This is a genomic window from Ochrobactrum sp. Marseille-Q0166 (assembly GCF_014397025.1).
Taxonomy (GTDB): domain Bacteria; phylum Pseudomonadota; class Alphaproteobacteria; order Rhizobiales; family Rhizobiaceae; genus Brucella.
Window position 1 is genome coordinate 1327417 of record NZ_JACJUO010000002.1, and the last position, 12596, is coordinate 1340012.

Here is a 12596-nt window from a genome sequence, read left to right on the forward strand (position 1 = left end):
GGGCTGTTTTTGGCGCATGCCGGTAGCAGCTCATAAAATCAGGAGGACCGGACTTTCCGGCTAAAGAGATGGAATTCGATATTGTCTCCCTGTCGCGATTGCAGTTTGCAATCACGGCACTTTATCACTTCCTCTTCGTACCTCTGACATTAGGTCTTTCCGTGCTGCTGGCCATCATGGAAACCGTTTATGTCATGACCGGACGTCTCATCTGGCGGCAGATGACGAAATTCTGGGGTACGCTGTTTGGTATCAACTTCGTTATGGGTGTCGCGACTGGTGTTGTGATGGAATTTCAGTTCGGTATGAACTGGAGTTATTACAGCCATTATGTTGGCGACATTTTTGGAGCGCCGCTGGCGATTGAGGGTTTGATGGCCTTCTTCCTTGAGGCGACCTTCGTTGGTCTCTTCTTCTTCGGTTGGGATCGTCTCTCCAAGGTCGGCCATCTTATGGCGACCTATGCAGTTGCGGCCGGTTCCAATTTTTCGGCGCTTTGGATTCTGATTGCTAACGGCTGGATGCAAAACCCGGTCGGTTCGGCCTTCAATCCTGAAACCATGCGGATGGAAATTACTGACTTCTTTGCGGTTCTGATGAATCCTGTGGCACAGGCGAAATTCGTACATACTGTTTCGGCTGGCTATGTGACGGCTTCGATTTTTGTACTCGGCGTGTCAGCCTGGTATCTATTGAAGGGGCGTTCAACCGAGCTTGCCAAGCGGTCAATGACCGTCGCAGCGTCTTTTGGTCTTGCGGCTTCCCTCTCAGTCGTCGTTCTGGGTGATGAAAGCGGCTATCTTGCAAACGAACACCAGAAGATGAAAATTGCTGCAATCGAAGCCATGTGGGAAACCGAGCCAGCTCCGGCTTCATTTACTGCGTTCGGCTTTCCTGATCAGGAAACCCGCGAAACCCATTATGCCGTGCATATTCCCTGGGTTATGGGTCTGATTGGAACACGCTCGCTGACGACACCTATCGAAGGTATCGAACAGCTTGTCGAAAATGCTGAGGGTCATATTCGCAAAGGCATCATCGCATATGATGCGTTGCAGCAGATTCGTGCGGCTGGCGACACCAATGCTGTTTCGCAAGAAGTAAAAGACCGCTTTGCCGATAACAGCCAGTGGATGGGCTATGCGCTTCTTTTGAAGCGTTATGTCGATGATCCGCGTCAGGCGACAGATGCACAGATTACTCAGGCTGCGAACGATACCGTTCCCGGCGTTCTGCCGCTGTTCTGGGCTTTCCGCATTATGGTCGGTATAGGATTCTTCCTGATCTTGCTGACAGGCACCTTCTTCGTACTCTCAGCACGTCGCGCTCTGGATCGTCATCGGTTTCTGCTGAAAGTGGCAGTCTTTGCTATCCCACTTCCATGGATTGCTGCTGAGATGGGGTGGATTGTTGCCGAGTTCGGACGTCAGCCATGGATCATTGAAGGCATCCTGCCGACAGCAGTTGCAGTCTCCAATCTTGGTGCTTCGACGGTTCTCTTCACAATCGTCGGTTTCGTTGCGATCTACACGGTCCTTTTCATCATCGAGATGGGCCTGATGCTGCGCGCAATCAAAGCCGGCCCCGAACCTGACAGCAAACCGGAGGCGGAGCTCGCCCCTCAAAGCATTGCGCCAGCGGAGTAAGGATCATGATACTCAGCGAATTGTTGGACTATGAAACACTGCGCATCATCTGGTGGGTGCTGCTTGGGGTCTTGCTGATCGGCTTTGCCGCGATGGATGGTTTCGACCTTGGTGTCGGTATACTTTTGCCGTTCATTGGCAAAACCGACATCGAACGCCGTGTCATCATCAACACCATCGGCCCGGTATGGGAAGGCAATCAGGTTTGGTTGATCCTCGGCGGCGGTGCAATTTTCGCCGCCTGGCCACCCTTATATGCTGTGTCCTTCTCTGGCTTTTATCTGGCAATGTTTGCCATATTGTTTGCACTCATCCTGCGACCGGTCGGTTTCAAATACCGCTCCAAGCGCGACAGTGATGCTTGGCGCACGGGCTGGGACTGGGCACTGTTCATCGGTGGCTTCGTACCTTCGTTGATATTTGGGGTCGCGGTCGGCAATGTGCTTCAGGGTGTGCCATTCCGCTTCAATGGTGATCTCCAGATATTCTATGACGGAACATTCTTCGGACTTCTTAATCCATTCGCACTTCTTTGCGGAGTGATTTCAGTCACCATGCTTACCATGCACGGCGCAGCTTGGCTTGTGCTGAAGACAACCGGCGAAGTGCAGGCGAGGGCGCGAGCCTATGGCAGCATTGCCGCATTGCTCACCAGTGTTCTTTACGTCGCCGCCGGCGTCATCAGCTGGTATTGGGTGTCTGGCTATAAGATTACCAGCGCAGTCGTCACAGGTGGGCCATCCAACCCCTTACGCAAAACTGTCGAGCTTGATCATGGTGCTTGGTTCGTCAACTATTTGAACTATCCGGTACTGTTGATTGCACCAATACTCGGTATTCTCGGACCGTTGCTTCTGTTTGTTTTGCTGCGCAGCAAGCGTGAAGTGGCGCCATTGCTTATTGGCCAATTGTCGATCTTCGGCATTATCTCATCGGTCGGTGTGTCGATGTTCCCATTCATCTTGCCATCGTCAATCGATCCACGGTCAAGCCTGACAGTTTGGGATGCATCGTCAAGCCATATGACCCTGTTCATCATGCTCGTGGTGACGCTGATCTTCCTGCCACTCATCGTCGCTTATACGTCTTGGGTCTACAAAGTCCTCTGGGGCAAGGTTGAAAAGCGAGACATCGAGGACGAAAGCAATCACGCTTACTAGCCTGTCTTCGGGCCATTGTCGCCCGCATAACCTTAATCGAGAAAGGAGAGCAAGATGTGGTATTTTTCCTGGCTTCTGGGCCTACCACTTGCTGCAGCTTTCGCAGTTTTGAATGCAATGTGGTATGAATTGATGGATGACAGGGCGCGGAAGCGCCTCGCCGGAGACCCGACCGCGGAGCTTGCGCGCGAAGGCAACAAACATCACTGAATTGAAAAAGCGGTCCGAAAAGGGGCCGCTTTTTTGTTTAAGGATACTGGCTAAGTGGCACAGTACAGGATGAACCAGTGGACAAAGTGCCTCATCCCCTATGCTAAACGCTTCACGCAGCGTTTCGAGTGCCGAAAACGTACCGTATAGTACTGGTCTTATCATTAATTAAAAGCAATAATATTACGTATTTAATATCATATCTTTTCACTAAAAATTTATATAAAAACAAATGTATAAGCTTATTTCCGGAAAAGACTTAAATCGTCATTCAGCGTCATCAGAACCCCTCCAAAAAATACCATCCGTAATCTTTGAAGAATAATCTTGCTTTATTTCAAAACCCGTTCCACCTTTACCAAAGTGAAATCGGAGGAGGAAACCGGCTTCACGTCGCATGGGAGGAAATGAAGCTGATCCTATCTGGATCGGCAACTCGCTTAAGTTAAAGCTCACAGGCGGAACAAAGCGCAGTTTCTTTCATTCGACATTTTGTGCAAGTTTACGAGGAACACCTGCATGAGCGATGATGTCGTACTTTCTCTGCATGTCCCAGAACCGGAGTGGCGCCCCGGCGATACTCCAGATTTCTCCCACGTTAAAATTCCGCGGGCAGGGAGTGTCAGACGACCGGAGATAGACGAAAAGCCGGAAGCAATGCGCGATCTGGCTTTCAGCATCATCCGGGTACTGAACCGCGAAGGAGACGCGGTTGGCCCTTGGGCGGGTACGCTGACTGATGAAGAGCTGAAAGACGGCCTCCGCCACATGATGATCCTGCGTGCTTACGATGCCCGTATGATGATGGCGCAGCGGCAGGGGAAAACCTCGTTCTATATGCAGCATCTGGGTGAAGAGGCGGTCAGTTGTGCCTTTCGCAAGGCGCTGCGCAAGGGCGACATGAATTTCCCGACTTATCGACAAGCCGGACTCCTCATCGCTGACGATTATCCGCTCGTGAGCATGATGAACCAGATTTTCTCCAACGAGCAGGACCCGCTTAAAGGTCGCCAGTTGCCCGTCATGTATTCCTCGAAAGAACATGGCTTTTTTACCGTTTCCGGCAATCTCGCCACGCAATATACGCAGGCTGTCGGCTGGGCGATGGCTTCAGCCATTAGCCATGACACCAAAATAGCGGCTGCATGGATTGGTGACGGCTCTACCGCTGAAAGTGACTTCCATGCGGCACTTGTTTTTGCATCCACCTATAAAGCCCCGGTGGTGATGAATATCGTCAACAATCAATGGGCGATCTCAACATTTCAGGGCATTGCCCGCGGTGGTTCTGGCACTTTTGCGGCGCGGGGACATGGCTTTGGCATTCCGGCGCTCAGGGTTGATGGAAACGACTATCTTGCGGTTCATGCGGTCGCAAAATGGGCAGTCGAACGCGCACGCCGCAATCTTGGCCCGACCATCATTGAATATGTCACCTATCGTGTCGGCGGACATTCGACCTCTGACGACCCGTCTGCCTATCGTCCCAAGGCCGAAAGCGATGCCTGGCCGCTGGGTGATCCCATCCTGCGGCTGAAAAATCATCTCATCCAGCGTGGTGTGTGGTCTTACGAGCGGCACAAACAGGCGGAAGCGGAAATTCTCGATCTCGTGGTTACTGCGCAGCGCGACGCAGAAGCGATCGGCACGCTTCATGATGGTCGCAAGCCGTCGATGCGTGACATGTTTGAAGATGTTTATGCCGAAACGCCGCCGCACCTTATTCGTCAGCGTCAGGAGGCGGGATTCTGATTATGACAAAGCTTACCATGATTGAAGCGATCCAGAACGCCCACGATATTGCCATGGAACGTGACCCAAAGGTAGTCGTGTTCGGTGAAGACGTGGGTTACTTCGGCGGTGTTTTCCGTTGTACAGCGGGTTTGCAGAAGAAATACGGCAAGGAACGCTGTTTTGATGCACCAATCAGCGAGCTCGGCATTGTCGGTACGGCGATAGGTATGGCGTCTTACGGCTTGCGTCCGTGCATCGAAGTACAATTCGCGGATTATGTCTATCCGGCCTATGACCAGATCGTTTCGGAAGCTGCACGGCTTCGCTATCGTTCAGCGGGCGAGTTTACCTGTCCTATCGTTATCCGTATGCCTTCGGGCGGCGGAATTTATGGCGGTCAGACGCATAGCCAAAGTCCCGAGGCCCTTTTCACCCATGTTTCCGGTCTGAAAACTGTGGTGCCTTCAACGCCTGCGGACGCCAAAGGCCTGTTATTGGCAGCGATTGAAGATCCTGATCCAGTCATCATGTTTGAGCCGAAACGGCTTTATAACGGACCCTTTGACGGACACCACGACAAGCCCGTCATTTCCTGGAAAAAGCATGATCTGGGAGAAGTGCCAGAAGGCTACTATACCGTGCCGCTCGGTAAGGCCGCGATCCGCCGTGAAGGCAGCGATGTGACTGTTCTTGCCTATGGTACGATGGTTCATGTGGCTTTGGCAGCAGCGGAGGAAACTGGCGTCGACGCGGAAGTGATTGATCTTCGCACGCTGCTCCCACTCGACACGGAAACAATTATGGCTTCTGTCAGGAAGACCGGGCGTTGTGTCATTGTGCATGAAGCAACATTGACCTGCGGTTATGGTGCCGAGCTTGCGGCACTTGTGCAGCGCGAATGTTTCTATCATCTCGAAGCACCGATCATCCGCGTAACGGGCTGGGACACGCCATACCCACACGCGCAGGAATGGGCCTATTTTCCGGGGCCAGATCGTGTCGGTCGTGCACTCGCTTCAATCATGGAGGCTTAAATGGCTTATTTTGCGATCAAGCTCCCTGATGTTGGCGAAGGCGTTGCAGAGGCTGAACTTGTCGAATGGCATGTGAAGGTTGGCGATATTGTCCGTGAGGATGATCTGCTCGCTGCCGTTATGACCGATAAGGCAACGGTTGAAATCCCTTCTTCGCGCAGCGGTAAAGTTATCGCGGTGAATGGAGAAATCGGCGAGAAAATTGCTGTTGGCTCCGAACTCGTTCGCCTTGAAATCGAAGGTGGAAGCAGCGAACAAAAAGCGGAAGCGTCAGAACCTGTAGCTGCCGCGTCTGCTGAATCACCTCGGCCGCAGCCCACTGGCGGGGAAGCGCCAGTCCTGCTGCAGACTCCCGTTCCACCTAAACCCGTTGCACAGAAAAAAGAGAACTCAAGCCGGGCCTTTGCCGGAGCAGGGCCGGTGCGAGCCGAAGGTGAAAAACCGCTGGCAACACCATCGGTCAGATTGCGCGCACGCGATGGAGGGGTTGATTTAAGACGTGTTAAAGGTAGCGGCCCTGCAGGACGCATCACGCATGAAGATCTGGATACCTTTTTCCAAACTGAAAGCGGTGCCGCGTCTGCAGTGTCGGGTTATGTTGCAGACACGTCGATCAACGAGATCAAGCTTATCGGCCTGCGCCGCAAGATTGCCGAGCGCATGGCGGAAGCCAAGCGCCACATTCCGCACATTACCATCATTGAAGAAGTGGATGTGACACAGCTTGAAGATCTTCGCACGGGGCTTAACAATGAGAAAAAGGAAGGGCGTCCACGCCTGACCGTGCTTCCATTTGTTATCCGCACAATCGTCAAGGCAGTCAAAGAACAACCGGGTCTCAATGCACATTTCGATGATGAAGCAGACGTTATTCGGCAGTTTGGCGGCGTGCATGTGGGCATTGCCACACAGACGCCAAACGGCCTGATCGTGCCGGTGGTGCGTCATGCGGAAAGCCTGTCTGTATTTGCAGCCGCATCAGAGCTTGCGCGGGTAACGGAAGCTGCGCGCAACAACACAGCCAAGCGCGAAGAACTGACAGGCTCTACGATAACCATCACGTCATTGGGGCCACTAGGCGCGATTGCAACCACGCCAATCATCAATCGCCCGGAAGTGGCGATTGTCGGCATAAACAAAATAGCCGTGCGGCCGATGTGGGACGGCACACAATTTGTGCCGCGCAAAATGATGAACCTTTCCTGCAGCTTCGATCATCGCGTTATTGATGGATGGGATGCGGCGGTATTCGTGCAAAAGCTGAAAAGCCTGCTGGAAACACCAGCTATGATTTTTGTAGAGGGTTGATCGGATGAGTGAGATTTCCTGCAAACTTCTGATCATTGGCGGTGGTCCCGGCGGTTATGTCTGCGGTATTCGCGCAGGCCACCTTGGAATTGATACGGTTCTGGTCGAGAAGAAGCGGCTGGGCGGTACCTGTCTCAATGTTGGCTGCATTCCATCAAAAGCCGTTATTCATGCCGCTGACGAGTTTCATCGCCTCACGACCTTCGCGTCTAAAGGCGCGCTTGGCATCACAGCTGAAAGTCCTAAGATCGATTTTGCCAAAACGCTTGAATGGAAAGACGGCATCGTCAATCGCCTGAACAGCGGTGTCGCCGGACTTTTGAAACGCTCCCGCGTTCGAATGTTCCAGGGGCAAGCGCGTTTTATGGATGGTAAAACAGTTTTGGTCGATACCGATACTGGCCGCCAGACTATCCATGCCGAGAACATCGTAATCGCAACGGGGTCCGTGCCGGTTGAAATCCAGTCACTGCCGTTCGGCGGCAATGTTATCTCTTCGACGGAAGCGCTTTCACTCGATAATATTCCTGAAAAGCTCGCTATTGTTGGCGGAGGCTATATCGGGCTTGAAATTGGCACGGCCTTTGCAAAGCTTGGTGCAAAAGTCACCATCATTGAGGCCACGGATCGCATCCTGCCCCAATATGATATAGAGTTGACGCGCCCGATCATGGCAAGGCTGAAAACACTCGGCGTTGAAGTACTAACGAATACTTCGGCCAGGGGCCTATCTGCTGATGGGAAAGCACTTGATGTGTTGCTGGCTGATGGCAAAACACAAACAATTCCGGCTGACAAGATTTTGGTGACGGTTGGCCGCAAGCCACAAACCGATGGATGGGGTTTGAGCGAAATCCGGCTCGATATGGACGGGCGCTTTATCCGCATCGATGATAAGTGCCGCACCTCGATGCGCGGCGTTTATGCCATCGGCGATGTGACGGGCGAACCCATGCTTGCGCATCGGGCGATTGCGCAGGGCGAAATGGTTGCTGAAATCATCGCGGGCAGCAAACAGGCCTGGGATAAGCGTTGCATCCCGGCTGTCTGCTTTACTGATCCTGAGATCGTAACAGTTGGCTTATCTCCAGATGAAGCGCGCAAGGCCGGTCATAATATTCAGACCGGCATCTTCCCGTTTCAGGCGAATGGACGTGCGATGACTATCGAACGGGAGGATGGTTTTGTTCGGGTTGTCGCACGCGCTGATAACCATTTGATACTCGGCATTCAAGCCGTTGGTGTCGGAATTTCCGAGCTGTCATCCGCATTTGCGCTTGCTGTTGAAACAGGCGCACGCCTTGAGGATATCGCCGGGACGATTCATGCTCATCCAACCCTCGGAGAAGGCTTTGCCGAAGCTAGCATGAAAGCACTCGGCCACGCTCTCCATATTTAGAACATGTCTTTTCCCAAACCGGCTTCCACTTCTGGGAGATATGCTCTTAGTCCTTTGATTTGCGATCGTGCCTCCACACGAAAATGGCGGCCCCAGCAATCATGGCTGCAAGTGCAAACCAAGTGATTGCATAAGAAAGATGGTTGTTGCGGAAAGTAACAACCGTCAGCCCACCGATTGGCACATTGTCGGGATTGGATTTAGCATCCGCATCAATGAAATATGGCGCGACTATCCCCAACCCTTCTTTTTCAGCGAAAGCTTTGACATCACGAGAATTCCAGTCATTGCGGGCAGGGTCGTTGGGACGCAGGAAAAAGCCATCAGGTTCCGGCATGCGCAGAAGGCCAATTACCGTCGTCTCTCCCGCGATTTGTGTTTCGACGCGTGAAGATGGATCGCGCTTGGCATCCGGAATGAAGCCACGATTGATGAAGGTCAGTGTACCATCATCTGAACGCAAAGGCGTCAGCACCCAAAATCCCGAACCACGTTCAGTCAATGCACGAACCAGTACCTCCTTGTCATTGAGATAAGAGCCTGTCAGCGTGACATGCCGATATTCGTCATCGGCTTGATTGACATTTGCCCAATCATCCTTGCCAGGCGCGGCCACCGGATCCGCATGAACGCGCGCATCGACGCGGGCAATCAGGTCGAGTTTCCATTGCAAGCGCTCGACTTGCCAGATGCCAAGGCTCAGAAACAAGGCGAAAAACAGTGCGCCCAGAACAGCCATAAAACCAAGAAAGAAGCGAGATTTCTTCTTTTGCGGTGTTGAGCTGGCTTGCAAAGGCGTTGTCATGATTATTCCTGGGATATGGGGGAGAATTTCCGATTGAAATACTCCAGATGCGCGCCGTAATAAAGGGCGGGCATGGCAAAAGAACGTGATTGATGAATAAGAAACAGCGCCGGCATCCATTTGACCGGATGCGGCGCCTGAATATTATAAAGATTTAATTATGTGTTTTTATGTGCGCGGCGTCTGCGATGTGAATAGCCGCCTTTGGAAAGACGAAGAACATTGCAAACCTGTGTTTTATCTTCAGAAGGCTTTTGCATCTGAGTTTGAGCATTCTGCAGCATCTGTTTTGTTACAGGTGTTGGCTTTGCACTCGGTCCAATTGTGATGCTTCTCATCGATCATTCTCCCTATTTTGGGGCTCGGCAGAAGCCCCACGGGCTCCTCCGTCCAGTCGTCAAGAATGTGCGAATAAACTAAGTATTAACCTTATTGGGGTGCTTGACAAGTACCAAATACAACCCTGCGTAAGCCGTTGCATCTGAATAACAAAAAGCCGGATCGTTTGCACGACCCGGCTTTATAGCGAGCAAATTTATCAGTTAGTCGCGATTGCCAGTCAGGATTTCACGCTTGCCGACGTGGTTGGCAGCACCGACAAGGCCTTCCTGTTCCATACGCTCGACGAGCGAAGCTGCTCGGTTGTAGCCGATGCCAAGACGGCGCTGAATGTAAGAGGTCGAGCACTTCTTGTCGCGCATGACGACTTTCACAGCCTGTTCGTAGACATCATCGCCGTCTTCTGACCCCATGGCCGATGCGTCGAAGACTGCTGCATCCTGCACGGTATCGTCGTCTTCTTCATCTTCAGTGACGGTCGCCAGATAATCTGGACGGCCCTGTTCCTTCAGATGGTTGACGACCTTTTCAACTTCTTCATCAGAAACGAATGGTCCATGGACGCGGACAATGCGGCCACCACCGGCCATATGCAGCATGTCGCCCTGACCAAGAAGCTGTTCGGCACCCATTTCACCAAGAATGGTGCGGCTGTCGATCTTCGATGTGACCTGGAACGAGATACGGGTCGGGAAGTTGGCTTTGATCGTGCCAGTGATAACATCGACCGAAGGGCGCTGCGTTGCCATAATAAGGTGGATACCAGCAGCACGCGCCATCTGTGCAAGACGCTGCACTGCCCCTTCGATGTCCTTACCGGCAACCATCATCAGGTCGGCCATTTCGTCAATGATCACGACGATATATGGCATTGGGGTCAGGTCAAGTTCTTCCTGAACATAGGTTGCTTCACCGGTTTCCTTGTCAAAGCCGGACTGCACCGTACACATCACGGTTTCGCCCTTGCCCTTGGCAGACGCCGCGCGCTGATTGAAGCCTTCGATGTTGCGTACGCCTAGACGTGCCATCTTGCGATAGCGGTCTTCCATTTCGCGCACGGCCCACTTCAAAGCCACAACGGCCTTCTTCGGATCGGTCACAACTGGCGTGAGCAGGTGCGGAATACCATCATAGATGGAGAGTTCCAGCATCTTCGGGTCAACCATGATCAGGCGGCATTCTTCGGGTTTGAAGCGATAGAGCAGCGATAGGATCATCGTGTTGATCGCAACAGACTTACCCGAACCGGTGGTGCCGGCAACGAGAAGATGAGGCATTTTCGCAAGTTCAGCGATAATCGGCTCGCCACCAATGCCTTTGCCAAGGCAAAGCGGCAGTCGATAGTTCGAAGATTCGAACGTGCGAGAGTCAATCATTTCACGCAGATAGACAGTTTCGCGGTTCGCATTAGGCAGTTCGATGCCAATGACGTTACGACCCGGAACCACAGCGACGCGAGCAGACAGTGCCGACATGGAACGCGCAATATCATCAGCAAGGCCAATCACACGTGATGATTTAACGCCGGGAGCCGGTTCAAATTCATAAAGGGTGACGACAGGGCCGGGGCGAACATGGATGATTTCGCCACGCACGCCGAAGTCTTCCAGCACGCTTTCGAGAAGGCCTGCACTGCGCTCCAGCATTTCTTGTGTGATAACATTGCCATCAAGTGACGGGGGTTCCTGCAGCAGTTCACGCGGAGGAAACTCATAGTCGCCATGCATGACGACAGCTTCCGTACGGGGGAGGGGCTGCGGCTGATATAGAGCGATTGAAGGAGCTGCCTTCACTGGAGCTTCGACCTTCGGCGCTTCCATAACAGGTGCAGGAGCGACGACGTCTTCGACAACATGCTCTTCTGCTTCGGCCGTAGTCGTCAGCACGATTTCATCTTCCGTTGCTTCACCAACAACGTCAGCAATGATTTCGACAGATGGCTGAAGTGCAGCTGTTTGGGCAGGTGCAACAGGCGTTTCAATCTTCACTTCTGCAACAGGGGCCGTAACAGGCTGTGGAACTGGAGTAGCCTCAACCGGCTGAATAATTTCAGCGACAGAAGCAGGTTGCTCGACGATAGCAGCAGGTGCCTCCTGAGGCTTACCCTTGTTCCATTCAACAGTACGGAACCGTGCAATGATCGATTCAACCGTCGGCGCAGCAGGCTTTGGCGCTGCAACCGCTGCGGGAACAAAAATAGGCTGAACGGGCGCAGTATCAAAATCAAAGCTTTCCCAAAAGGCAAAGTCTGACAGATGTGCAAATGCTAAGGCAGATGCAGCCACAGTTGTTTCAGGCGCGGCTTCAACAGAAGAGGCAGTATGAACGGGCGCTACTTGGGCAGGCTCATCGAGGCCATCAACGGGAATGTTCGTCAAGACAGGTGGCACAGGCGCGACCGGGGTGCGAACCAAATTCTGTGAAACAGACTGCTGAAGAGCAGCTACAGCCATTGGCTGAGCTTCAGCGATTTTGGCGACCTCAACCGGAGCATCTTCAATAGCGGTAGATTTTTTGCGCCCATTGATATCTGGTAGATCTTCACCACGACGGCGAACCAGTTCAATTTCTGGCGTGCGGGTAAATCTCACGTTTTCGCCGAGCGAAAAATACGATTTCCACATGCCATCCGAGTTTGGCGAATGCGCTCCCAACGGATCACGCTGTGTCTTCTGCTCTGAAGAAGAGTCTGCACGATTGCCATCATTATGGGGAAGATTTTCTCTCAAATTACGCATGATACCTGAACCATAGATATGTCGCCCGAATGAGCCTTAGTAATAGAAAATGAAGGTTAACAACCCCCTTCATAATTTGCTCAAAAACGACAAATTTCTTTGGTGTATCGCGTATAAGAAAAATCCGAAACAATGTGTATTTAGGAATAAAGAAATTTAATTTCAATGCATTATAGGTATTTTCTAATTTGAAACATCAGAAGCCTGCTTGTTGACTGTTATT

Annotated in this window: 10 protein-coding genes; 7 read left to right on the forward strand and 3 right to left on the reverse strand. The window is 52.3% G+C overall.

Annotated elements, in window-relative coordinates:
* The first annotated feature begins 68 nt into the window (after window positions 1–68).
* The 7 genes from H5024_RS17515 (at window position 69) to lpdA (ending at window position 8491) form a co-directional block, all read left to right on the forward strand.
* Window positions 69–1646, forward strand: a complete 1578-nt coding sequence (locus tag H5024_RS17515; protein WP_187548372.1) for a cytochrome ubiquinol oxidase subunit I — start codon at window positions 69–71, stop codon at window positions 1644–1646.
* Between the two features lie 5 nt (window positions 1647–1651).
* A complete protein-coding gene (gene cydB / locus H5024_RS17520) occupies window positions 1652–2806 on the forward strand; it encodes a cytochrome d ubiquinol oxidase subunit II (RefSeq protein ID WP_187548373.1) in 1155 nt (384 codons plus the stop codon).
* Between the two features lie 54 nt (window positions 2807–2860).
* The gene (cydX, locus tag H5024_RS17525; RefSeq protein WP_187548374.1) at window positions 2861–3016 is read left to right on the forward strand and encodes a cytochrome bd-I oxidase subunit CydX; all 156 of its coding nucleotides are present in this window, start codon (window positions 2861–2863) and stop codon (window positions 3014–3016) included.
* 519 nt (window positions 3017–3535) lie between these two features.
* Complete coding sequence (locus tag H5024_RS17530) at window positions 3536–4768, forward strand: 3-methyl-2-oxobutanoate dehydrogenase (2-methylpropanoyl-transferring) subunit alpha (RefSeq protein WP_187548375.1); 1233 nt, start codon at window positions 3536–3538, stop codon at window positions 4766–4768.
* A 2-nt stretch (window positions 4769–4770) separates the two neighbouring features.
* The gene (locus H5024_RS17535) at window positions 4771–5784 is read left to right on the forward strand and encodes an alpha-ketoacid dehydrogenase subunit beta (RefSeq protein WP_187548376.1); all 1014 of its coding nucleotides are present in this window, start codon (window positions 4771–4773) and stop codon (window positions 5782–5784) included.
* The gene (locus H5024_RS17540) at window positions 5785–7092 is read left to right on the forward strand and encodes a dihydrolipoamide acetyltransferase family protein (protein WP_187548377.1); all 1308 of its coding nucleotides are present in this window, start codon (window positions 5785–5787) and stop codon (window positions 7090–7092) included.
* A 4-nt stretch (window positions 7093–7096) separates the two neighbouring features.
* Window positions 7097–8491, forward strand: coding sequence for a dihydrolipoyl dehydrogenase (lpdA, locus tag H5024_RS17545; protein WP_187548378.1), 1395 nt, complete (start codon window positions 7097–7099; stop codon window positions 8489–8491).
* A gap of 46 nt (window positions 8492–8537) precedes the next feature.
* Here the strand turns inward: lpdA and H5024_RS17550 are convergent, their stop codons facing one another.
* From H5024_RS17550 to H5024_RS17560, 3 genes are all read right to left on the reverse strand, one after another.
* Window positions 8538–9296: an SURF1 family protein gene (locus H5024_RS17550; RefSeq protein ID WP_187548379.1), complete on the reverse strand. Its 759-nt coding sequence runs from the start codon at window positions 9294–9296 to the stop codon at window positions 8538–8540.
* 158 nt (window positions 9297–9454) lie between these two features.
* Window positions 9455–9634, reverse strand: coding sequence for a hypothetical protein (locus H5024_RS17555; protein WP_187548380.1), 180 nt, complete (start codon window positions 9632–9634; stop codon window positions 9455–9457).
* Window positions 9635–9838: 204 nt separating this feature from the next.
* Window positions 9839–12373 carry a DNA translocase FtsK gene (locus H5024_RS17560; protein WP_187548381.1) on the reverse strand — a complete coding sequence of 845 codons (2535 nt, stop codon included), beginning with the start codon at window positions 12371–12373 and terminating at the stop codon, window positions 9839–9841.
* Between the last annotated feature and the right edge of the window lie 223 nt (window positions 12374–12596).

What these genes read in the sequence shown, in the direction of transcription:
- H5024_RS17560 (WP_187548381.1), bottom strand. Translation starts at nt 12,373, where the DNA reads ATGCGTAATTTGAGAGAAAATCTTCCCCATAATGATGGCAATCGTGCA.
- lpdA (WP_187548378.1), top strand. Translation starts at nt 7,097, where the DNA reads ATGAGTGAGATTTCCTGCAAACTTCTGATCATTGGCGGTGGTCCCGGC.
- H5024_RS17555 (WP_187548380.1), bottom strand. Translation starts at nt 9,634, where the DNA reads ATGAGAAGCATCACAATTGGACCGAGTGCAAAGCCAACACCTGTAACA.
- cydX (WP_187548374.1), top strand. Translation starts at nt 2,861, where the DNA reads ATGTGGTATTTTTCCTGGCTTCTGGGCCTACCACTTGCTGCAGCTTTC.
- H5024_RS17515 (WP_187548372.1), top strand. Translation starts at nt 69, where the DNA reads ATGGAATTCGATATTGTCTCCCTGTCGCGATTGCAGTTTGCAATCACG.
- H5024_RS17550 (WP_187548379.1), bottom strand. Translation starts at nt 9,296, where the DNA reads ATGACAACGCCTTTGCAAGCCAGCTCAACACCGCAAAAGAAGAAATCT.
- H5024_RS17535 (WP_187548376.1), top strand. Translation starts at nt 4,771, where the DNA reads ATGACAAAGCTTACCATGATTGAAGCGATCCAGAACGCCCACGATATT.
- cydB (WP_187548373.1), top strand. Translation starts at nt 1,652, where the DNA reads ATGATACTCAGCGAATTGTTGGACTATGAAACACTGCGCATCATCTGG.
- H5024_RS17530 (WP_187548375.1), top strand. Translation starts at nt 3,536, where the DNA reads ATGAGCGATGATGTCGTACTTTCTCTGCATGTCCCAGAACCGGAGTGG.
- H5024_RS17540 (WP_187548377.1), top strand. Translation starts at nt 5,785, where the DNA reads ATGGCTTATTTTGCGATCAAGCTCCCTGATGTTGGCGAAGGCGTTGCA.